Origin of the sequence: Paenibacillus tepidiphilus (genome assembly GCF_008635795.1) — a bacterium.
Lineage (GTDB): Bacteria > Bacillota > Bacilli > Paenibacillales > Paenibacillaceae > Paenibacillus_AQ > Paenibacillus_AQ tepidiphilus.
In genome coordinates this window covers 134,700-156,137 of sequence record NZ_VWRQ01000017.1, presented here as the reverse complement: position 1 = coordinate 156,137, position 21,438 = coordinate 134,700, and the positions used below count along the sequence as shown (strand labels likewise).

The window sequence follows — 21,438 nt, the reverse complement described above, 5'->3', positions numbered from 1 at the left end:
CGTCTCGCAGACCCTGCCAGCTCACACATCCGTATGCATATGCTCCTTTCCCAATCTCCTTCGACCTCACCTTCATTTATCTGCCTGCGTTACAATGCCAAACCGGCTGCCTCATAGATTTACAGCCTTCTTTCATAACTCTCTGCCTCATCCACTCCGTTATTCATAGCATTTCCAGATATGTCCTGAAACAACGATCGGCTCCATATAAGCAGAAACGGTTACCGTCGTGTTTAGGACGGTAACCGTTTCTGAGGGAAAGATAAGGATAAAGGATAGCATGAAGGTATACTTTCAAATTTAAAAAAAGCAGTACGCCTCCTGGTGGAAACGCACTGCAGATGGCGGTGCTTATCATGTTTATTATTCACTCCGGGTCGCCGGATGGCAAAAGATCGGCGCATACCCGCTCCAGATACGGCTTCGCACCCAGGAAATCACGGAATGCACTGTATTCCCGCCATTTGGCCGTCATGTCGCCGCCTGAGCTGCGCACGGCGCGGATCAGAATATTCTTGGGCGTATGCTCCATATCGATAAATTCAAGCAGCTGGCTGCGGTAACCCATCAGGTCGAGCAGCTTGGCGCGGATCGCATCGGTGGCCAGCGCCGAGAATCGCTCCTTCAAAATACCGTGCGACAGCAGCGGGCTCAGCAGCTCATTCTCGATTTGCCCGAATAGCTCATGCTGGCAGCACGGAACGGAAAGAATGACGGAGGCGCCCCAGCGGACCGCTTTTTCCAGCGCTGCATCCGTCGCTGTATCGCAAGCATGCAGCGTAACCACCATATCGACCTGGTCAAGCTCGTTGTAGTCCGCGATATCACCGACCAGAAAACGCAGCTTGTCATAGCCCAGCCTTGCGGCCAGCTCACTGCAGTGCGCAATGACATCGGCCTTTAGATCAAGTCCGACAATGTTCAGCTCTCTGGCTTCACGGACGGCCAGATAATGATAAAGCGCAAAGGTCAGATAGGATTTGCCGCAGCCAAAGTCGACAATGGTGAGCGGCCTGCCGGACGGCAGGTCACCGAGCACATCCTCCACCATCTCCAGGAAGCGGTTGATCTGGCGGAACTTGTCGTATTTCCTGGTCAGCACCTTGCCATCGGCATTCATAATTCCAAGCTCAACGAGGAAAGGAACCGGCTCCCCCTCATCCAGTACGTACTGTTTACGCCGGTTATGCGCCAGATTGGCTGCTTGCTGCTTGGTTGCTGACTTGGTCAGAATGGACACTTTATATTTCTTGCTGATCAGCACCTGATAATCGGCATCCACCGTACACAGCAAGGCCTGACGGAAGTTCTCCCTGAGCAGCGACATGATTTCTCCGGCAGCTTCTTCCGCCACCACATTGCGGTGCTCGACTTTCGGCCCTACGGTGTAGGCAAGCTGGTAATGAAGCCGTCCTCTCAGCTCTACGGGCTTGATCTGCACCTTCGTAAACGCCGCGCCGCCCTTGCTGCGCAGCTGGCTCAGGGTTGCCGTAATCAGTGTACGGTCTGCTATAATTTGTTCGATTAACGCATTCAGGGATTCCACAGGGTACATCTCGCTTTCAGTTCAGTATCTAAATTTTATTATATCGCAAAATAAACAGTCATGCCGGGTTAGCGCAGATTCGGGTCAACATGAAGCAAGCCGCTGACTACGGTAACGGCACCGCCGGTCAGGATAACCTCCTCCGGGCTTACTTGCAGACGCAGCATTCCTCCACGCGGCGAGGCCTGGTAAGCGGTCAATTCACTCCGTCCCAGACGCGCCGACCAATATGGGGCAAGGGCGGCATGTAGAGAGCCGGTCACCGGGTCTTCGTTCACTCCGATTCCCGGGGCGAAGAAGCGCGATACGAAGTCGATTCCCGTTGCCGCACTCTCCGCCGTGACCCCAACCGCCCTCGGCGCAAGCTCGGCAAGCCGGGCAACATCCGGAAGGAGGCCGCGCAGCAGGGCCTCATCCTCCAGCCGCACAAACACGTTATCGGCATAACGTACAGTATCCAGAACCTGGGCCTCTTCGATCCCCAGTGCTGCGGCAAGTCCCGCAATCGGCGGAGAGGCTGCAAGCTCATAAGGCGGAAAATAAAGCGTGATTCCCTCCGTCGTCTTCCTGGCCCGCAAGAGGCCGCTTCGCGTGTGGAATCTGGCTTCCGCCTGCGGGTCAAGCTGCCCGGATTCCCATAGCACATGGGCGCTTGCGAGCGTGGCATGGCCGCACAGATTAACCTCGACCGCCGGCGTGAACCAGCGCAGCCGGTAGCCATCCTGCTCCGGCCATACATAAGCGGTCTCCGACAGATTCATCTCCGCAGCCGTCCGGGCCATAAACTCTTCATCGGCAGGCTGCTGCAGCAGGCACACGGCCGCAGGATTGCCTGAGTAGGGCCGGGAGGCAAAGGCATCCACTATATAAATAGGCGTATTCATCACGGCTTCAGCTCCCCGTCCTGCACCGGCTGCTTCTCCTGGGCGAAATTCAGCCGGTCCCATTCTTCCTGGCCCTGCCGGACCTCTTCCAGCGGAAGACCGCCAAGCTCCAGCAGCTCCGGCGGCTGCTGCAGCAGCCGCCCGTACAGCTTACGTCCTTCATCCGCCACATTCTCACCCTGCTCCCGGAGCCTGTAGAGACTGTCTTCCGCTTTGGCATAACGGCCCAGCGACTCCATATAAGGCAGCAGCAGCCGCTCGGTCTTAACCGGAAGACTGTAGCCCTCCACCTCGCCGAGAAGGCCGTCTATCTCCGCTGTCATATCCAGCATTTCCCGGTCAGCGCCATGCAGATCGGCATACAGAAATAGATGCAGTGACCGCATCGACCGGAACAGGGCTTCATCAGCGTTACCCGCTGCCCGGTAAATATCGGCCTCTTCCTTCAGCAGCCGGGCCACGCCCTGCAGCTTGTCCGATTCAAGAACGTTGCCCAGACGAAACATATCGATAATGTCCTCTACGGACAGTGAATTTAACAGACGCGAATTCAGCCGGAAGTGCCGGCCCAGGAGTTCATCCACTTCCCACAAGGCTTCTGTCGTCTTCCGTTCCTGCTTCAGCGTCAGCACCTTGGCGATCATTGCCGTCATATCCTCAATCATCCGTACGATATAATCCCTTCGGAACATTGCCAAACTCCCCTTTCTCATTCGAGCCGGATCAGCAGTTGCAATGAAGTAAGCAGTGGCTATAAATCAGCTTGTCTAACCATCTTATACGATTCCCCGGTCCGGCGCCACTTGAGGGGGATACGCGATAGCCCGGGGAAGTCCTTCGTCGGTCCTTGATCGGTCCTTGGTTGGTCCTTGATCGGTCCTTGGTTGGTCCTTGGTTGGTCCTTGGTCGGTCCTTGGTCGGTCCTTGGTCGGTCCTTGGTCGGTCCTTGGTCGGTCCTTGATCGGTCCTTGGCTGATCCTTGGTTGGTCCTTGATCGGTCCTTGGACGGTCCTTGGTTGGTCCTTGATCGGTCCTTGGACGGTCCTTGGTTGGTCCTAGTACCTTGACCCATTCAAATTCCAGGGTATAAGTGCTTTAATTCCCCTCTAGCTTGCTCGGTTATAAAGTGCCTTTGCACCGATTTCTGAGCCTGGTTTCGTTACACATCCCACGCAGTCACTTCTTGCTGGAGCCGTACTAAGCAGCCAATTCGGCGATGCAAACACTAACGCACAGGTGAAGTTTGGTGGCGATTTTCCACTAACCCTGAACAAGAGCAACATGAGAACTTTAAGGTACTGTCCTGCTGTTCGTTAGGTGAGCTTGGTTTGTGAATTATGGTCGATTTTTCGCCTACGTTTGCCCAATTTTCCTTAACTGCAGCCCATTGTGGTCGGTTTTTCGACTACAATGGGTCTGTTTTCCTCCATGGCAAGACATTATGGTCGATTTTTCGCCTACGTTTGCCCTATTTACCTTCACGGTGGCCCATTATGGTCGATTTTTCCCCTACAATAGGATTGATTAGCCGGACTGCACTGTTGGTCGGCCTGTTCACGGAAAAGGGATGTAGGTGCGGACGTCTCCAGCCTTACTCGCAAATAGATGGTGCAAAGCAACAATTTGATGCGGTCAAGGTACTATTTTTCTCCTTGACCCAAAGCAGGCATTGTTCTATACTCTGTACATCCGATCTGGAATACAGATTGATCTGAAATACAAATCGTTAATGCTGTCCAAAAAAGGAGGTTCCCGAAATGACCAACCCGCCAGAATATCCGGTACCATCGGTTCCCACGGTTTCCCCTACACCGCCCGACAGATTTCCAGAAGCTCTTCAGATTACTCCGGAACAGGGCAAGCTGCTGGAGAGCGCGCTGCGAATCAAGATTATGCATACGCTATCGGCTGAGCCGCTGACCTCCAAGCAAGTAGCCGGGAAGCTGGGCAAAACCCCGGGTAATGTGCATTACCACATGATGAAGCTGCTCGAAGGCGGGCTTCTAGAACTGGTCCGTACCGATACGAGCGGCGGCATTGTCCAGAAGTTCTACCGCTCCGTGGCGACGCAGTTCCGCTCGGAACAATTAACCGGCTTTCATTTTGCGCCAGAGCATAAGGTTGAGCACTTTACGACCAGATTGATGCTGGCACCCGAAGAATTGGCTGATTTTCGCCGGGAAATGCTAGAATTGATCGTCTCCTGGGAATCGAAGGCCACCGACGGCGCAGAATATGGCCTGGAACTGGTCATCGGCCGTCTCTTCCCCGCTGATCCGTCCATAGATCCGGAGGTGAGCCCTTAAATGATTCCTGCCGCTTCCTCCAAACCGGAGAGGAGAAGTCCCCTGCGGGAATTCGCCGAGCCGTTCGCCAAGTCCAAGGCCTTCCCTTATTTGTGGCTGGGCCACATCATCTCCTTCCTCGGCAGCTCGGTGACTATGGTTATTCTTCCGGTGCTGGTGTACACTCTTACCGGCTCCACCGCTATCATGGGTATGGTTATGGCGGTCTATATGCTGCCCAATGTCATCATGCTGCCCATATCAGGCCATATCGTTGACCGCTATGACCGGGTCAAGATTATGATGACCGCCGATATCGCCCGCTTCGCGGTGATGGCGACCATTGCAGCGCTTGCTCTGTCGGATATACTGACCATTCCCATGCTGTACATTCTGATCGCTATGTACGGCCTCTTCGACGGGTTATTCCGCCCAGCCTATTCGGCAGTTCAGGCCTCCGTATTCACACCTGAAATCCGGGTAGCCGCCAACTCGCTTTCGCAGATGAGTCTGCAGACCATCCGTCTGGTCGGCCCCTCACTCGGCGGCCTGCTCATCACCCATCTCTCGGCCGGCTTCGGCTTTGGCCTTGATGCCCTTACATATCTTCTGTCGCTGATATGCCTGATCTATCTGCGCAAGGTGCTGTTATCCGCCGTCAGGACCGAAACATCGTCTCAGGCGGTCCCGGTCACCGCTCATTCGGACTGGAAAGCCGACTTTAAGGAAGGCATTTCCATATTGCGCAGCAACCCCTGGCTCTGGATCACCATTCTCGCCTTCTGCTTTGTCAACATCTGCTACTCGGGGATCAGCAGCATCCTGCTCCCGTGGCTGTTCAAGGTCCATCACGGCTGGGAGCCATATGTCTATGGGCTGGCCGTGACTTTCTCCGGCGTCGGGGCGATCCTGGCCGGATTAATCTATGGCATGAGGAAGAAATGGCGGCACCGCGGAATTATGGCTTACGGCGGAGCCCTTGTAAGCGGGGCTGCTTTGCTTCTGCTGCCGTTCGCCCCCGGCCCGGCCAGCGCTGTGGCGCTGTTCGCGCTGGAGGGATTCGGCCTGATGATCTTTGGGCTGATCTGGGAGATCAGCCTCCAGGATCTTGTGCCGAAGGAAGCCTTCGGGCGCGTAGCGAGTCTGGACCTGTTCGGGTCCTTCGCCCTGCTGCCGGTCGGATATATACTGGTGGGCTGGCTCGCCGACTGGATCGGGGGCATCCCGACCATCGCTATTTTCTCCGGCCTCGGCATGGCTTGCATCGCACTGGTACTGTGCGTTCCGGCGATCCGCAAGTTTCAGTAGCCCGAAGCAGCCGTAAACACAGCAAAGAGGCAGCATCCGCCGGTTGGCGGAATGCTGCCTCTTGCTTGCTCTGAATACCCCCGTCAGGAAATCATTTCCTGCTGGATTCAGCCACAAAATCCTTAATGATCTCGGATAGCCGTTCAGGCGCTTCAAACATACTCATGTGCCCCGCTCCGGCTATGGTTGCCTTTGTTACGTTGGCTTTATCGGAGGTAAAGGTCCGCTCGGCAGACACCACGCTATCCTCTGTACCGGCCACGAGCAGCACCGGCAGCGCCGTTGCCGAGATGACATCGCGGCGGTCCGGGCGTTCCCGCATGGCCAGCGCTGCGCCGATTGCGCCCTGCGGCGGCGTACGGTAGCCGATCTCCTTGGCCCGCACCAAGTGCTGCGGTGCGGCTCCCGGAGCGAACAGCGCAGGAATCAGGCCATCCACGAAAGCTGTGATACCTTCATTTTGAATGGTAGTCACACTCTTTAAGCGCTTCTCCCTCGCTTCCTCGCTGTCCGGATAGCCGGTGGAATGGATAAGCCCGAAGCCTTTCAGCCGGGAAGGATGCCGCTGGGCGAACGACAACGCAATATAGCCTCCCAGCGAGTGGCCGAGCAGATAACACTGCGGGATTTCAAGGTGCTCCAGCAAGGAAAGTACATCATCGGCCATCTGATCGATGCTATATGGCCCGAGTGGAGCATCCGATGCTCCATGCCCGCGCAAATCCGGAGTAATGACACGGCAGCCCCTGCTCAAGTAAGGGACAACCCGCTCCCAATAATCCGAGCTTCCGCAGAAGCCGTGGAGCAGCAGGATCACTTCCCCCTGGCCCTGATCGTTGTAACAAATATTGCTTCCTTCACAGCGGATACTTTCCATAGCGGTTACCTTCCTTCTATGTAGTGCTTATATGTGTATTATTAAGCCAAACGCCGTCTGGTTGAAACCATTTACAACGCCATGCCAAAGCCGCTGGCCGCGGCCTGCGCGATCTCCTGGGCCATCACCATAACGCGGTGGAGCGGCGTGGTCTGCAGGGTCCGGTAGGGACGCGGCCCATGCACGTCCACAATCGCCGCCAGGCTGTAGTTGCCCACTGCCGGCAGGGCCAGACCGACCGATTGCGCCGGATGCAGCGGCTCCTTCGCGGCGAAATAGCAGCCTAATGCGGCGGGCGGTCCCAAGCACGCATCGATAGCGATAATAATCTGCTCCGCCGGAATTCCGGCAATCCGCTCTGCAAGATTATTGGCGTCGCACGGTTCCGGCAGGGTGCCTACCACATTCGCAAAGCCCAGCTCGATCAGCCTGGTTCCGGTTAGCGGACCCAGTGCATCGCCGGTGGAACGGTCTGTTCCGATACACAGAAAGGTAATCTCACCTGCCGGGTGACTGGCCGCAATCTCTGCAAAGAAAGCGGTCAGTCCGTCGGCATTCATTTTGATCCGTTTTCTGCTCTCCTGTTCCCTGATCGCCAAATTCCCCCGCTCCTTTGCCTGTCGTCACAGCTGTCCGCTGATTGCCTTTAATTTACCATGCCATGCCCTATCCCTACAAATTTGTCCTGTAAAGTGCCGGCGGGTTCGAAGCTTATTTCTTTTACCGGCCAGTACGTGATAAAATGTGTGAATCAAAAGACAGAGAGGACGGGTTCGATCCATGGATTTGTCACAGCCCAGTCAAGCCAATGTAGAGTATATGATCGAAGGCATCAAGAGCAAGCTCAAGATGGCAAGCGCAGCGGCCATGCAAGCCTCCGCTTTCTCGGTGGATAATTATGAGGATCTGCTCGATATCTATGAGGTAGCCATGGGAAGCGATAAGCTCAGCATCTCGCAGGTGGAGGCGCTTGTGTCCGAGCTGGGCCGGCTGCGTAAATCATAGTTTTCCTTCAGAAAGACAGGAGGAGCCCGGCAGCCTGCGGTTCATCGCCACGATGTCCGCAGGTTCCGGGCTCCTGCTATGGTAACGGGTGCCGTAATCACGGCAGATCAATCAGTACCAGCTCAGCTTCGCCCTCGCTGCCGGTCCCTTTAAGCTTCATTCCGCTGCATCCGCGAATTCGTGCTGCATCGCCGGGCTGCAAATGAAATACGCCATCCTCACAAGAGAGCTCCAGGTTGCCGGAGATCAGGTACAGATGCGTACGCCGGTCCTCGCGCTGCTGGTACTGCAGCTCACGGTTCGACTCCAGCGCGGAAAGGTAGACCGTAACATCTTCATGCAGCGCAAGCGCCCCTTCGATATCGCTGCCGGAAGCTACCGGAAGCAGCGTATTGATTTTGAAATCGCGGGGGTAATACTTCGCGTCCCACTTGGGCGCAAGTCCCGGCCTGTCGGGCAGCAGCCACATCTGCAGGAACCGGGCCTGCTCGCCGGGTGAAGGATTGGTCTCGGAATGGTTGATGCCCGTACCGGCCGTCATCACCTGCACACTGCCTGCCTGCAGATCGGCATGGTTGCCCAGGTCATCCTGATGCTTCAGCACGCCTGAGATCACATAAGTGATAATCTCCAGATCATGATGCGGATGCTCATGCATCCCCTGCTCCGGCTTCAGTTCATTGTCATTGTGGGCGAGCAGCGCCCCGAAGTGCGCATTGCTGGGATCGTCGTAATCGGCAAAGGAAAAGCTGAACTCACTGTGGATCCAATCTCTATTCGATGTATGACGTTCCGCTGACGTAACGATTTTAATCATAGTTATTGCACCTCCAAAGATGTTTGGGCCTTTCCCCGTGATTACGGGAACCTTGCTCATCCATTCGTGATGGGATGGCGCTTGAATTATGTATTTCTTACCCTCTTCCTTTTGCTGTCAATCAGCCTCCAGGCGCCTGGCAATCCGTGGGCAGGAGCATGCCGGAGCCGCATTTGCCGCTTGCTTCTTCCGGCATCCGCATGATATGATGCAATCAAATTCAAAGGCAATGTAACCGTCAAGGTTCAACCTCGTCACAATGGGGTTGGGCCTTTTTTGCGTTCCCGTTGCCGTGAAAGGATGGAGTACAATCATGATTCAGAAGGATAGTGTGTATCACCGCATGGGCCAGAACTGGTCCTACGCTTATGACGAGGCCACGCTCCACATCAGGCTGAGAACGGGGCGCGGCAATGTCGCCCGGGTGGATCTGGTCCACGGCGACAAATACGGCTGGGACCACACGCATGGCGTACAGCCGATGGAGCTGCTGGCTTCCGACGCCCAGTATGATTACTGGCAGGCTGCGGTGCAGCCTAAGTACCGCAGGCTGGCGTACTATTTTGCGCTGCATAATGAAGATGAGGCTCTCTATTATCTTGAAAAAGGCTTCTTCGATGCTCCTCCGGCTATTATTTACGAGGGATTGTTCGACTTTCCCTTCCTGAACCGCGAGGACGTGCATCTGATGCCGGAATGGGTGAAGGATGCGGTGTTCTATCAAATCTTCCCGGAGCGGTTCGCGAATGGCGATCCTTCGCTCAGTCCGGAGAATGCCGAACCTTGGGGCGGGGTTCCTACTCCCCGTAATTTCTTCGGAGGCGATCTGCAGGGTGTGCTGGAGCACCTGGATTACCTGAACGCGCTTGGCATCAATGCAATTTATTTCACGCCGGTATTCGAAGCGACAACCAACCATAAGTACGATACGCGCGATTATTTCAAGGTTGACCCCCATTTCGGAACGAATGCTTCGCTGAAAAAGCTGGTGGATGCCTGCCATGAGCGGGGAATCCGTGTGCTGCTGGACGGTGTATTCAATCACTGCGGCTATACCTTCCCTCCCTATGTGGATGTGATGGAGAACGGCCAGGCTTCGAAGTATGCGAACTGGTTCCATGTCCGGGATTGGCCGCCTCGCGTCGAGGACGGTATCCCAACCTATGATACCTTCGCCTTCGAACCGATTATGCCTAAATTCAATACGGAGAATCCGGAAGTACGCGAGTACCTGCTCAGCGTCGGCCGCTACTGGATTCAGGAAGTCGGCATTGATGGCTGGCGGCTGGATGTGGCCAATGAGGTCTCGCATTCGTTCTGGAGAGAATTCCGCAAAGCGGTTAAGGAGAGCAATCCTGATGCTTTTATCGTCGGCGAAATCATGCATGATGCGTTGCCTTGGCTGACCGGGGACCAGTTTGATGCGGTGATGAATTATCCGCTGCTCAATCTGGCGCTGAATTTCTTTGCCCGCGGAACTACGGATTCTAAGCAATTCTCCGAAGCCATTTCGGGCATGCTGGCCCGTTATCCGCAGCAAATTACAGAATCCGCCTTCAATCTGCTCGATAGCCACGACACCGAGCGCTTCCTGACCCACTGCGGCGGAGATGTCCGGCGCCTCCGGCTTGCCCTGCTGTACCTCATGACTTTCCAGGGCACGCCTTGTATTTATTACGGGGACGAAATCGGAATGGAAGGCGCCTACGATCCGGATAACCGGCGGTGCATGGAATGGAATCCAGACCGGCAGGACCAGGAGCTGCTGGCCTTCTACCGCTGGGCCATCTCCTTGCGTAAGGCTTATCCCGCCCTGCGCGGCAGCCGGATCCGATTCCGCGAGCTTCCCGGCGAGCCCGCTCTTCTGGCCTATGACCGCTGGGACGAACAGGAGCATCTGCTTATTGTGATGAACAGCTCCGCTGCTCCGGTGAAAGGTGCTCTTCCGGCAGCGGAAGACGCAAGCGACTGGGTGGATGTGCAGTCAGGGGAACGTTGCAGCGTAAGCGGAGGAAAGCTCTCCTTCAGCCTTCCGGCATTCGGATTTATGGTACTGCGGCGCGAATAGCTCATCCATGCTCGATCAATCCCATTTACAGATGTTTGTAAAGTCCCGCAATTCATTATTTACGCATACTTTCAGCATATATAATCTTGTTCTCTGCTTCTGCCTCCGCCATTCTTTCCCATACTCTTTTACTGTTTCAGGCCATACGCCGAAGTTTATATACGAAGTAAGATACTTCAGGCTTTCCTGAAACCTGACAAGGCGGCGACCACGGGGAATACACCTAACCATTAGCCCATTCCCGGGGGGCCGCCGCCAGTCCGGGACTATAATATTCCATAAGGAGTGATTGGTGATGAATAAAGCAGAAACGGAACATCCGGTTGAAAGCAGCAACACTTTTCTAAAGGGTATTTTTATCGGAGGCTTGCTTGGCGCGGCTGCCGCTCTGTTGTTCGCACCTAAGCCCGGCAGTGAAATGCGCAGCGACCTGTCCGACAAGCTCTCACTGGCTACGGACAAGACGAAGGAAGTCGCCGGTGTCGTAACCGATAAGACCAAGACATTGGCTACTACGGTCAGCGAAAAGGCTACCGATCTGGCCAGCACCGTCTCGGCCAAGGCCTCCGATATCTTCAGCACGGTCAGCGACAGCAAACAGCAAATCGCTGCTACCTTGCAGGAGACCGGCAAAAAAATCGGCGACACCGTGAGCGAAACCTCCGGCGAAGTAGCAAGCGACGTCAAGGATGCATCCCAAGAGGTGGCTGACGAAGCCAAGGATGCTTCCAAAAAGGTAGCCGACGAAGCCAAGGACGCCAAGGACGAAGTAGCTTCCTCCTACAAAAGCTCCTACTAAGCGCTGACAGCGGCTTAAGTACAAATCAGAACCGGACAGCCAGCTCGCTGCAGCTGGCTGTCGCTATGAGGAGCGCCGCAGCAAGCGGCCCCCTCCTCCATTAAGGCCCGTATAAGGGGCTGCGGAAAGCGGGGACATCTTATGGGAGAAGCCGGCGGAACGAAAGGCAAGGCTTATGAAGTGGATGAGCATCCCTTCGAGCTGCGCCATGAAGTCAAACGTTTAAATGAACGGCTCGACAAAATAGCCGATTCTTTGGAAAAGTCCGAATTTAAAGACATTTTGGAGAATTATACGAATCCGAAGAAGCGGATTGTGACGAATCTGATAGCCGGTATATCACGGGGCCTCGGCCTTTCACTGGGCACCTTCGTCATTCTCGGTCTTCTGGGCTACATTCTCAGCCTCTTCCTGGATGTGCCGGTCATCGGGGAATATCTCGGGGAGATCAAGAAGTATATAGATGCCAACAGTTAAATAATGCTCATTCAAAGCGGTGTATGGTTTAATATACACCGCAATTTTGTATGTTGCTGCGCGCACAATAAAAGGACATACCCTTACGTCAGTTCAGGGCATGTCCTTTTATATACGGGAATAATTCAACATTAGTAGGAAGAGTTCGCCATAATCTGTTTGAGCTTCTCTGTCGCCCGCTTCTGAATACGGGAGACGCTCATTTGCGAGACACCGAGCTTCTGGGCGATGGCACGCTGCGACTGGCCGTCCTGGAACGCCAGCAGCAGCACCTGCTGTTCCTGCTCCTTCAACTGGCCCAGCGCCTGCTGAAGGTCCATCCGTTTCTCCACTGTCTCATAGTCATTGGCATCCGAGCTGATCAGCTCGCCGAGCGTAGCGCCGGTCTCCTCCTGGGAAAGCGGCGAATCAAGCGATACATAGTGATAGCATTCCCTGCCAGCCAATACCTCCACCGTTTCTTCAACGGACAGATCCAGGTATTCGGCGATTTCGTCCACCGCCGGTGAGCGCTCCAGCCGGATCGTAAGCTCATCGATGGCTTGCTGAACGAGCGCGCCCTTCTCCTTGATCCTTCTGGGCACCTGGATATACCAGGATTTATCGCGCAGGAAATTCTTCATATGTCCGATCATGCTCTTCATCGCATAAGGCTCAAACGGAATGCCCAGGCTGATGTCATACTGCTGCAGCAGCCGGATTAGCGCCATCTGGCCGACCTGATACAGGTCTTCGTAGAGATCCGGACGGTTACGGGCAATCTTGCCGGCAGCCATCTTGACCATCGGCTCATAGCGGTGAATCAGCTCTGTAGCGATGTCGTTATCTTTCGTTTGTTGATATTCCCATATTAGGCTTACTGCTTCATTCATGGACTCTGGGGGAGTCACTTTGTCGTTCATACTTTCTCCTCGCTGAAATTCAGACGTTTCGTCAATGTAACGACCGTCCCCTTGCCTGCTTCGCTCACTACGCTGACGTCATCCATGAGCGCCTGCATCAGGTAAAATCCCAGACCTCCTACCTGAACATCATTCAGCTCTTTGTCATGGAGCGTCAGCCGATTATCAGGCGTATCCAATCCGTCAAAGCTCTCCCCCTCGTCTTTGACCGTAATGGACAAGGCACCCGGACCGACCTCAAATATTACATCCACCAAACCGTCTTCCTGCCCGTAAGCATAAAGAACAGAGTTGTTACAAGCTTCGGATACAGCAACTTTCATGTCCTCAATATCTTCATAGGTGAAACCCATTTTCGAGGCAATACCATATAAATTAAGTCTTACAATATCGACATATTCTGCATTGGCGGGTAATTGTAGTATTACTTTTTGCACGTCATCACTCATCCTATTTCGATCCTTTCCTAGTGGGAATTCTCTTGGGGGGCAAAAAACTTGGAGATACCGGTCATATCAAACAGCTTCTGGATATGCCCCGGAACTTCCGTGACGGTGAATTTGACATCCATACCGTGTCTGGCTTTAAGTATCGAGAGCAGTATGCCAATACCGGTGCTGTCGATATATTTCAAATCCTTAAGGTTAATCACCAAATCAAGCCCTGTATCTCCCACGAGCGGTTCCATCACCAGACGAAAATCGGGGGCAACCGACAAATCGAGCTCCCCAATCAGGTAAACGGTGCATACATTGCCTTCTGTTTCGGTTTTTGCGTGGAACTTTTCGCTTTTATGAGTGTTCATAGACAATCTCTCCTGATTATATGTTTTCTTTACAAATACCCTCAAATGCTCCACGTTGAAACAAAAATCGCATGGAAAACTAAAGGTAATTCCTGGATTACGCTTCAAATGCGGTAGTCGTCCGTTCATCAGCGGGAATATCATGGCGTGAATACCTGGAAAGAATTTGCTTAATACTCCCCAGCTTCAGCGGTTTGCTGATATATCCATCCATCCCTGCTGCCATACAGCGGTTCTGGATACCCTCCATCACATTGGCCGTCATCGCGATAATTACTGCCTTCTCGCCGGCCGGGCTTCCGGCCCGGATGCGGGCGGTCGCGGCAAGTCCATCCATGACCGGCATCTGAAGATCCATGAAGATGAAATCATACGGTGACTGCGCAGCCATTTCGACAGCCTGGCTGCCGTCGTCTGCAACATCCGAGCTGTACCCGAGCTTGTCCAGCATGCTGACCATCAGCCGCTGATTGACCGGGTGGTCATCGACAATTAGCACACGTCTTGAAGCCGGCTGGGCTGCCTCCTTACCTGTATGCTCCTCATCGCAGCAGCTTCTTCCCAGTTCATCTTCCGGCAAAGCCGCCTGAATCGTAAAGACAAAGGTCGCCCCCTTCTCTGCCATGGCTTCCACACGGATTTCGCCGCCCATCATACCGACCAGCGACTTGCAGATAGCCAGACCCAGACCTGTCCCGCCATATTTGCGGTTCATCGAGGAATCAAGCTGAGAGAACGGCTTGAACAGCCTGTCGCATTTCTCCGGAGATATTCCGATCCCTGTATCCTTCACCGTAAACTCTATTTCCAGCTTATTACCGGCATATCCTACACCGGAAGCGACAAGATAGACACCGCCCTGGTTGGTAAACTTGACGGCGTTGGCCACCAGATTGATCAGCACCTGGCGCAGCCGGGCCATATCCCCGTAGATCAGTCTGGGGAGCTTGTGGTCAATGAAATAAGCCAGCTCCAGGTTCTTCTTGGCCGCTTCCACTGAGAAGAGGCTGAACACCTCCTGGATCGTCGTCTGCAGCTCAAACAGCTGCTCTTCCATTTCCATTTTGCCGGATTCCATCTTGGTGAAATCCAGAATATCATTGATGACAGCAATAAGCGTATCGGCGCTCTTGCGGATAATTTCCGTATATTCCTTCTGTTCGGGCGCCAGCTCCGTTTCCATCAGCAGGTCAATCATCCCGACCACGCCGTTCATCGGCGTGCGGATCTCATGGCTCATCATCGCCAAGAATTCGGTTTTGGCTTTGGCAGCGATCTCGGCCTCTTCCTTGGCCTTGACAAGCTCACCGTTAATCCGCTCCAGCTCCTGTGTTTTTTGCTGCAAAAGCATGGACTGCATCTGATGCTTCTTGTTCGTAAGATGCATGTGGACGAAGCCTTCAATCTTGGACTTCAGAATTTGCGGAATGAAAGGCTTCACCATATAATCAATTGCTCCGGCGGAATAGCCGGCGAACAGGTGCTCAGCCTCTTTGCTGTTGGCGGAAATGAAGATAATGGGGATATCCTTCGTCTTCTCCCTGGCCTTGATCAGCTTGGCGGTCTCAATCCCGTCCATACCGGGCATCTGAACGTCCAGTACGATCACAGCAAAATCATATTTCAGCAAGCAGCGTAATGCTTCTTCACCGGAATTGGCTTTCACCAGCTTGTAATGCTGGCTTTCCAAGACAGCTTCGAGCGCCAGCAAATTTTCAGGACGGTCGTCAACCAGCAGTATATGAATCGGTTCTTGAACCCCCATAGGCTCCCTCCTATCCCGCTAAATCCCATTACTTATTTTTTCGGTAGATTTTCTCCACCCTGTCCAGGGGTTCGTAGCTGTCGCTGTACCTGGTGAAATGAATCGACTCCTTGGAGCCAAGAACGAGTACGCCAAACCGGCTGAGACTCTCATAAAACAATCCATGCACATGGTCGCGCAGCTCGTCATTGAAATAGATCATCACATTGCGGCAGAAAATAACATTGAACTCATTAAACGAAGTATCCGTCGCCAGATTGTGCTCGGCGAAAATAATATTTTTACGCAGATACGGCTGCAGTATCACCGAATTGTATTTCGCTGTGTAATATTCCGAGAATGCCCCTGTGCCGCCGGCCTCGATATAATTCTTGGTGTACTGCTTCATCTTACCGAGCTCGTACACACCTTCCTTGGCCTGCTGCAGCGAACGTTCATTCATATCCGTGGCGTAAATACGGGCTTTATCGTATAGCCCCTCTTCATACAGCATGATGGCCATGGAATACACCTCTTCGCCGGTGGAGCAGCCCGCATGCCAGATGCGGATATAAGGGTACGTCCGCAGAATTGGAATGACCTTCTGACGGAAGGTCAGGAAGAGTCCCGGATCACGGAACATTTCCGTAACCGGAATGGACAGGCTGTAGACGAAACGTTCGAAGCAATCGCGGTCGTGCAGCACCTTTTCCTGCAGTGCAGAAATGGTCGGTACATTCTCGGCATGAACATGATGCCAGATCCGCCGCTTCAGGGAAGGCAAGGCATAATTTCGAAAATCATACCCGTACAGACGATGAACGCCGTTCAGCAGCAGCTCGATCTCGATCTGCTCCAGTTCCTGCTTATCCCCTGATTGAATGGGCTGCCCCTGATTTCCCCGTTCTATTGCAGTCATTGTCTTCTACTCCTTAATCCAAGTCGTTATTCCGTACACAAGATGTACCGCTGTATAGCTATTACCCCAAAATGACGGTTACGAATACAACCAAACCCGCATCAGAGAAAGAAGCTGGTCTGTACTGATCGGCTTCTTCATATAATCGGAGGCCCCGGCCTCAATACACTTGGAACGATCTTCCTTCATTGCCTTCGCCGTCAGCGCAATAATCGGCAGCTTCTGGTATTCCGGCATCTGCCGGATCAGCCGCATGGCCTCGTAGCCGTCCATTTCCGGCATCATCATATCCATTAGGATGAGATCGAAATCCTTGACTGTCTTCAGCATCTCCAGCGCTTCACGGCCGTTCTCGGCGAACTTCACTTCCATATGGTAGCCTTCAAGCACACTGGAAAGGGCAAATACATTGCGGATATCGTCATCGACCAGCAGTATCTTTTTGCCGTCGAACAGCTCTTCCTTATTGTGCAGCTTCTGCAGAATTTTACGCTTGTCCTCCGGCAAATTGGCTTCCACCCGGTGCAGGAACAACGTCGTTTCATCCAGCAGGCGCTCCGGCGAGCGGACATCTTTAATAATAATGGACTCTGCATATTTCCGCAGTCTCGTCTCTTCCTTGCTGTCGAGATCCTTGCCGGTATAAATGATGATCGGCAGATCATTCAGCTCCTCATCGTCCCGGATCTGATCCAGGAGCTCGAAGCCGTCCATATCACCCAGCATCAGGTCCAGCACCATACAATCGTATCTTTGCTTACGGAGCTCCGCAAGCGCCTCAACGCCTCCGGATACCGCCGTAATGATCACATCATCATGGCCGATCAGCTCCATAATGGAACGGCGCTGAATATCATCATCCTCAACAATAAGCAGGTGTTTGAGCGTGCTGTCCGTGTAGCCCTCGATCTGCGAGAATGCCCGCTCCAGTGCTTCTTTGGTGGAAGGCTTCCGCAGATAAGCCATCGCCCCCATCATCAGCCCCTGCTTCACTTCATCGTTGACGGAGATCACATGCACCGGAATATGCCGGGTCTCGGATTCTCCCTTCAGCTCCCGGAGAATAGCCCAGCCGTCCATCACCGGCAGCTGAATATCGAGAATGATGGCATCCGGAAGATAGGTCTTGGCCATCTGCAGGCCAATATCTCCCTGAAGCGCCACCAGTCCTTTAAATCCGCGCCCCCGGGCCATGCTGAGCAGAATCTTCGCAAAGCTCTCATCGTCCTCGACGATAAGCAGCACCTTGTCGTTAGGTCCCAGCTCCTCGCGGTCATCGTCAATCGGCGGCATCAGCGGCGCCGCCTCCGCATTCTTCACCGGAGAAGGCAGCAGCTCCTCCACCTGTTCGGCAATCGCAGCTGCTTGCTGAGCGGCTGCAGCCTCAACTACACCCGGAAGCAAGCTGTAATAGCCGTTCACCGGCAAATACAGCGTAAAGGTGCTTCCTTGTCCTTCGCTGGACTCCAGTGTAATAGCACCCCCCAGCAGCCGGGCCAGTTCACGGCTGATGGACAAGCCAAGGCCGGTGCCGCCATATTTGCGGCTGGTCGTGCCGTCCACCTGCTGGAAGGCTTCAAAGATTATTTCCCGCTTGTCTCTCGGAATACCGATTCCGGTATCCTTCACTGCTATAGCGATATATTCATACTCCCGGGGCAGATAAGCCGGCATCTTCTCCGGCTCTGCGTTGCTGATGTTAAACTCTATAAAGCCAGAGCTTGTGAACTTGAACGCATTGGAGAGCAGGTTGCGCAAAATCTGCTTCAGGCGGTGGCTGTCGGCATAGACCTGATTCGGCAGCGGTTCATCAAAGGTAAGACGCAGCGCCAGCCCCTTCTTCTGGGCCTGCGGCGCAAAGTTCTGTTTGACGAATGTCTTCAGCTCGGTCAGCGGAATTTCCTCATAGGTCAGCTCCATCTTGCCGGATTCCACCTTGGACAGATCGAGGATTTCATCGATCATCTTCAGTAGATCCGAACCCGACATATAGATCGTATGGGCGAACTCTACCTGTTTATCGGTCAGGTTACCCTCTTTGTTCTCCGTCAGCAGCTGGGACAGAATCAGCAGACTGTTCAGCGGCGTCCGCAGCTCATGGGACATATTCGCCAGGAACTCCGATTTGTATTTGCTTGTTACTGCAAGCTGGTGGGCTTGCTTTTCAAGCTGCCTCCGGGCCTCTTCGATCTCATCCCGTTTCTCCTCAACCTCCTGCACCTGTTCTTGCAGGGCCTGGGTCTTGGCCATCAGTTCAACATTAAAGTGCTCCAATTCACCCTGCTGCCGCTGCAGCAGCTCTTCGGAGCGCTTCAGTGCATCCGTCTGTTCTTCCAGATTCTCGTTGGAGCGGCGCAGCTCTTCCTGCTGCGTCTGCAGCTCTTCCGACTGTACCTGCAATTCTTCGGTGAGGGCCTGCGATTCGCGCAGGAGCTCCTCAACGGCCAATCTGCGGCTGATATTGTTCAGAATCACCCCTAGATTAACAGCCAGTTGATGGAACAGCTCACTCTGCAGCGAGGTGAACGGCTTGAAGGAAGCGAACTCCACTACACCCAGCAGTTCGTCTTCAAACATCAGCGGATGAATGGAAATATTGCCCGGACGGGAATTCCCAAGTCCCGAGGCAACCGAAATATAATCCTCGGGAGCATCGACCAGATGAATAGGCTTCATATCGATGGCACTTTGGCCGATAAGGCCTTGACCGAGACTGAAGCTCGGCTTCGGTTGATGCTCGCCCTCTTCGCCGGCATAGAAGGCACTTGCCGTCAGCAGGTTAGGGTTGCTGCTGTCCTTCAAATAAATGGCGCCATATTGCGCCTCAAGCACAGGAGCGAACTCGCTGATAAACGTATGCGTTACTTGATCCAGCGAATTCATCCCGCGCAACAGCTCAGTGACGCGGGCGACATTTGCATTCAGCCAAGCCTGATCGCTTTGCGCCTGGGCATAGGCCTTTTCCATTTCCTGCTTCTGCTCGATATCCTCGGCCATTTCTTTAAAGACGCGGGCGACATCGCCGATCTCATCCTTCGACGTCACCTTGATTCTGCGGATGGCCCGCATTTTACCGTTACCGAAGCTGGAAATCATCATCGACACCACATTCAGGCCGCGGGTTATGCTCGGGATTACCCACAGGATCACGCCAAGACCCATCAGCAGCCCGACAATCATAATTAAAGTTACCATCTGAATAGAACGGTCTGCTGCGGCCTGGGCTTTGGCGGTCTCGTCAGTCATCCGGAAGGCGTTATAATCGGACAGAGCGTTCAGACTGTCCAGCATTTCATTCTGGATGGCCTGGCCTTCCGTATTGCGGTAGGCATTGGCGTTCTGAAAATAACCTGCCATCAGCATGCTGACTGCCTTGTCCTGATATTTCATATAAGCGGTATAAGCCTTCTCGATCCGGTTGAGCATTTGCATCTCTTCGGCGGTGGTCAACGAGGTTTCAATCGTCTTGAGATGTCCCTCCGCCTTCAATACTTTGGAGTCGAGCTCACCCTTCTCCGCATCAACGGAGAGTGTGTCTGCATTGAGCATCAGCGTCGTCAGAATGCGTGCCATATCATTAACCTCGCCGCGCAATCCCGACGAAGCCCGGCCCTTGTTGTACCGCTCCTGATAGCTGTCAAGCTGGTCGTTCATATAATTAAGCCGATCGTAACCAATCAGAGTGAGCGCCAGCATAATCGCCAGCAGCGCACTAAAGCCGATCAGCAGCTTGGCTTTGATCTTCATTTCTTATACCGTTCCCTTCTTCAGCGAAATCCACACCAGGCACTTGTCGTCATCGCGCTCCATCGCAGGCTGCTCCTGGAAGAAGGCCTCGCGCATCGGCTCTTCCTGCCATTCATGGCTTCCGTTCAGATGGGAGACCATAAATTTCAGCTGTTCTTCCTGCCCGCCTTCTGCCATTTCCATCAAACCATCGGTATAGAGCACCAGATGGCCGTCTTCGCTAAAGGAAAGGCTCTGCGGCTGAATGTCAATCCGGTCAAACAGCCCGACAGGATGACAATTGCTCTCCAGCAGGACTGGCTCCTTGGCTTCACCCTGGAAGAAGAGTCCCGGCGGATGTCCCGCATTCACGTAATCAATCCGGCTTAACCGAGTGTCGATCACCATATAAATCGCTGTGAAATAATATTGGACCAGCTGCTTCTCAATATAAAGCTGGTTAAACCGCCGGTTCAGCTCCTGAATAACTTTCTCCGGCTCTACATAAGTGGTTACGGTATCCTTGAGCACAGAAGCGAGGAACATGCAGAACAATGAGGAGGAAATGCCATGACCCATCATATCCAGCAAAATAACGGCATACCTTCCGTCACCGAGCGGATACCAGGCGTACAGGTCACCGGCCAACTCAAACGAGGGCTGGTAAATCGCATGCACTTCAAAGTTCTGATCGGTAATCGGCAGACTGAGTACGGCGTTCTGAACCAGCGCGGCCAGACGCAGCTCGTCCTTAATCCGCTGATCGCGTTCATTGTGCCAATCCTTCTCACGCTTCAGACGGAGGGCCAGCCTTATACGGGCCATCAGCTCCACCTTATTAATTGGTTTCGTCACATAATCCGACGCGCCGGCATCCAAAGCTTCAGCCAGCTTCTTGGAGTCTCCGACAGCGGTAACCATAATAATGGGAATATCGCGCAGATGTTCATGCTGCTGAACGATCCGGCAGGCCTCAATCCCGTCCATTTCGGGCATCATCATATCCAGCAGAATCAGATCAATATCAATATGGGACGGGCGCTTTCCTTGTTCCTCCGTGCCTATCCCGAGCAATTTAAGCATTTCTTTGGCGGACGAGGCCGTCACAAAGTTACGGTAATTCTCCTTCTTCAAAATCTCACGGATGATGATTACATTGGTAGGATTATCATCTACGATTAAAATTCTCAAACATCTTCACCTCGCACATATAGTATCATTCCGTAAAATTCCGCAAAGCACTATCTCTATCATACGCTATTTAAAGAGCCTGTTT

Annotated in this window: 19 protein-coding genes; 6 read left to right on the top strand and 13 right to left on the bottom strand. The window is 53.6% G+C overall.

What is annotated here, in order from left to right:
- Positions 1-367: 367 nt before the first annotated feature.
- The 3 genes from F1379_RS20885 to F1379_RS20875 are packed head-to-tail and all read right to left on the bottom strand — an operon-like array spanning position 368 to position 3,122.
- Entirely contained in the window at positions 368-1,555 is a 1,188-nt protein-coding gene (locus F1379_RS20885) for a class I SAM-dependent methyltransferase (RefSeq protein WP_150273532.1), read from the bottom strand.
- Between the two features lie 59 nt (positions 1,556-1,614).
- Complete coding sequence (locus F1379_RS20880; protein WP_150273529.1) at positions 1,615-2,430, bottom strand: PhzF family phenazine biosynthesis protein; 816 nt, start codon at positions 2,428-2,430, stop codon at positions 1,615-1,617.
- Positions 2,430-3,122 carry a DUF6483 family protein gene (locus tag F1379_RS20875; RefSeq protein WP_150273527.1) on the bottom strand — a complete coding sequence of 231 codons (693 nt, stop codon included), beginning with the start codon at positions 3,120-3,122 and terminating at the stop codon, positions 2,430-2,432. The genes F1379_RS20880 and F1379_RS20875 overlap by 1 nt, the downstream gene beginning before the upstream one ends.
- A gap of 1,065 nt (positions 3,123-4,187) precedes the next feature.
- On the opposite strand from F1379_RS20875, the gene F1379_RS20870 reads away from it, so the two are divergent.
- On the top strand, positions 4,188-4,736 hold the full coding sequence (locus tag F1379_RS20870; RefSeq protein WP_150273525.1) for a winged helix-turn-helix domain-containing protein: 549 nt from the start codon (positions 4,188-4,190) through the stop codon (positions 4,734-4,736).
- Positions 4,737-6,023, top strand: coding sequence for an MFS transporter (locus F1379_RS20865; RefSeq protein ID WP_150273523.1), 1,287 nt, complete (start codon positions 4,737-4,739; stop codon positions 6,021-6,023).
- A 91-nt stretch (positions 6,024-6,114) separates the two neighbouring features.
- Here the strand turns inward: F1379_RS20865 and F1379_RS20860 are convergent, their stop codons facing one another.
- Together F1379_RS20860 and yyaC are read right to left on the bottom strand one after the other, a co-directional pair.
- Positions 6,115-6,900 carry an alpha/beta fold hydrolase gene (locus F1379_RS20860; protein WP_150273520.1) on the bottom strand — a complete coding sequence of 262 codons (786 nt, stop codon included), beginning with the start codon at positions 6,898-6,900 and terminating at the stop codon, positions 6,115-6,117.
- Positions 6,901-6,971: 71 nt separating this feature from the next.
- Positions 6,972-7,499, bottom strand: a complete 528-nt coding sequence (yyaC, locus tag F1379_RS20855) for a spore protease YyaC (protein WP_239004750.1) — start codon at positions 7,497-7,499, stop codon at positions 6,972-6,974.
- 181 nt (positions 7,500-7,680) lie between these two features.
- Here yyaC and F1379_RS20850 point away from each other — a divergent pair, with 181 nt between their 5' ends.
- Entirely contained in the window at positions 7,681-7,905 is a 225-nt protein-coding gene (locus F1379_RS20850; protein ID WP_150273518.1) for a DUF1128 domain-containing protein, read from the top strand.
- A gap of 97 nt (positions 7,906-8,002) precedes the next feature.
- On the opposite strand, the gene F1379_RS20845 is transcribed toward F1379_RS20850, so the two are convergent.
- Positions 8,003-8,722, bottom strand: a complete 720-nt coding sequence (locus F1379_RS20845) for a pirin family protein (protein WP_150273516.1) — start codon at positions 8,720-8,722, stop codon at positions 8,003-8,005.
- 313 nt (positions 8,723-9,035) lie between these two features.
- On the opposite strand from F1379_RS20845, the gene F1379_RS20840 reads away from it, so the two are divergent.
- The 3 genes from F1379_RS20840 to F1379_RS20830 all read left to right on the top strand — a co-directional run bounded on the left by F1379_RS20840 (position 9,036) and on the right by F1379_RS20830 (position 12,066).
- Positions 9,036-10,790 carry an alpha-glycosidase gene (locus tag F1379_RS20840; protein ID WP_150273514.1) on the top strand — a complete coding sequence of 585 codons (1,755 nt, stop codon included), beginning with the start codon at positions 9,036-9,038 and terminating at the stop codon, positions 10,788-10,790.
- Between the two features lie 295 nt (positions 10,791-11,085).
- Positions 11,086-11,589 carry a YtxH domain-containing protein gene (locus tag F1379_RS20835; RefSeq protein ID WP_150273512.1) on the top strand — a complete coding sequence of 168 codons (504 nt, stop codon included), beginning with the start codon at positions 11,086-11,088 and terminating at the stop codon, positions 11,587-11,589.
- 141 nt (positions 11,590-11,730) lie between these two features.
- Positions 11,731-12,066: a DUF5665 domain-containing protein gene (locus F1379_RS20830; protein WP_150273510.1), complete on the top strand. Its 336-nt coding sequence runs from the start codon at positions 11,731-11,733 to the stop codon at positions 12,064-12,066.
- Positions 12,067-12,197: 131 nt separating this feature from the next.
- Here F1379_RS20830 and F1379_RS20825 read toward each other — a convergent pair whose 3' ends face one another.
- The 7 genes from F1379_RS20825 to F1379_RS20795 all read right to left on the bottom strand — a co-directional run bounded on the left by F1379_RS20825 (position 12,198) and on the right by F1379_RS20795 (position 21,353).
- On the bottom strand, positions 12,198-12,968 hold the full coding sequence (locus F1379_RS20825; protein WP_150273508.1) for a sigma-70 family RNA polymerase sigma factor: 771 nt from the start codon (positions 12,966-12,968) through the stop codon (positions 12,198-12,200).
- Positions 12,965-13,417: an anti-sigma B factor RsbW gene (gene rsbW, locus F1379_RS20820; RefSeq protein WP_150273505.1), complete on the bottom strand. Its 453-nt coding sequence runs from the start codon at positions 13,415-13,417 to the stop codon at positions 12,965-12,967. The genes F1379_RS20825 and rsbW overlap by 4 nt, the downstream gene beginning before the upstream one ends.
- 17 nt (positions 13,418-13,434) lie before the next feature.
- The gene (locus tag F1379_RS20815; RefSeq protein WP_150273503.1) at positions 13,435-13,773 is read right to left on the bottom strand and encodes an STAS domain-containing protein; all 339 of its coding nucleotides are present in this window, start codon (positions 13,771-13,773) and stop codon (positions 13,435-13,437) included.
- A gap of 97 nt (positions 13,774-13,870) precedes the next feature.
- A complete protein-coding gene (locus F1379_RS20810; protein ID WP_150273501.1) occupies positions 13,871-15,538 on the bottom strand; it encodes a response regulator in 1,668 nt (555 codons plus the stop codon).
- A gap of 28 nt (positions 15,539-15,566) precedes the next feature.
- Positions 15,567-16,436 carry a CheR family methyltransferase gene (locus F1379_RS20805; RefSeq protein ID WP_150273499.1) on the bottom strand — a complete coding sequence of 290 codons (870 nt, stop codon included), beginning with the start codon at positions 16,434-16,436 and terminating at the stop codon, positions 15,567-15,569.
- A 78-nt stretch (positions 16,437-16,514) separates the two neighbouring features.
- Positions 16,515-20,183, bottom strand: a complete 3,669-nt coding sequence (locus F1379_RS20800; RefSeq protein WP_150273497.1) for a response regulator — start codon at positions 20,181-20,183, stop codon at positions 16,515-16,517.
- Positions 20,184-20,186: 3 nt separating this feature from the next.
- Positions 20,187-21,353, bottom strand: a complete 1,167-nt coding sequence (locus tag F1379_RS20795) for a SpoIIE family protein phosphatase (protein ID WP_150273495.1) — start codon at positions 21,351-21,353, stop codon at positions 20,187-20,189.
- Between the last annotated feature and the right edge of the window lie 85 nt (positions 21,354-21,438).

Bases quoted from the DNA above. Each gene is read 5' to 3' on its own strand.
- F1379_RS20815 (WP_150273503.1), bottom strand. From the start codon at position 13,773: ATGAACACTCATAAAAGCGAAAAGTTCCACGCAAAAACCGAAACAGAA.
- F1379_RS20825 (WP_150273508.1), bottom strand. From the start codon at position 12,968: ATGAACGACAAAGTGACTCCCCCAGAGTCCATGAATGAAGCAGTAAGC.
- F1379_RS20830 (WP_150273510.1), top strand. From the start codon at position 11,731: ATGGGAGAAGCCGGCGGAACGAAAGGCAAGGCTTATGAAGTGGATGAG.
- F1379_RS20860 (WP_150273520.1), bottom strand. From the start codon at position 6,900: ATGGAAAGTATCCGCTGTGAAGGAAGCAATATTTGTTACAACGATCAG.
- F1379_RS20850 (WP_150273518.1), top strand. From the start codon at position 7,681: ATGGATTTGTCACAGCCCAGTCAAGCCAATGTAGAGTATATGATCGAA.
- F1379_RS20885 (WP_150273532.1), bottom strand. From the start codon at position 1,555: ATGTACCCTGTGGAATCCCTGAATGCGTTAATCGAACAAATTATAGCA.
- F1379_RS20800 (WP_150273497.1), bottom strand. From the start codon at position 20,183: ATGAAGATCAAAGCCAAGCTGCTGATCGGCTTTAGTGCGCTGCTGGCG.
- F1379_RS20880 (WP_150273529.1), bottom strand. From the start codon at position 2,430: ATGAATACGCCTATTTATATAGTGGATGCCTTTGCCTCCCGGCCCTAC.
- F1379_RS20875 (WP_150273527.1), bottom strand. From the start codon at position 3,122: ATGTTCCGAAGGGATTATATCGTACGGATGATTGAGGATATGACGGCA.
- F1379_RS20835 (WP_150273512.1), top strand. From the start codon at position 11,086: ATGAATAAAGCAGAAACGGAACATCCGGTTGAAAGCAGCAACACTTTT.
- F1379_RS20865 (WP_150273523.1), top strand. From the start codon at position 4,737: ATGATTCCTGCCGCTTCCTCCAAACCGGAGAGGAGAAGTCCCCTGCGG.
- F1379_RS20840 (WP_150273514.1), top strand. From the start codon at position 9,036: ATGATTCAGAAGGATAGTGTGTATCACCGCATGGGCCAGAACTGGTCC.
- F1379_RS20845 (WP_150273516.1), bottom strand. From the start codon at position 8,722: ATGATTAAAATCGTTACGTCAGCGGAACGTCATACATCGAATAGAGAT.
- F1379_RS20870 (WP_150273525.1), top strand. From the start codon at position 4,188: ATGACCAACCCGCCAGAATATCCGGTACCATCGGTTCCCACGGTTTCC.
- F1379_RS20805 (WP_150273499.1), bottom strand. From the start codon at position 16,436: ATGACTGCAATAGAACGGGGAAATCAGGGGCAGCCCATTCAATCAGGG.
- rsbW (WP_150273505.1), bottom strand. From the start codon at position 13,417: ATGAGTGATGACGTGCAAAAAGTAATACTACAATTACCCGCCAATGCA.
- F1379_RS20810 (WP_150273501.1), bottom strand. From the start codon at position 15,538: ATGGGGGTTCAAGAACCGATTCATATACTGCTGGTTGACGACCGTCCT.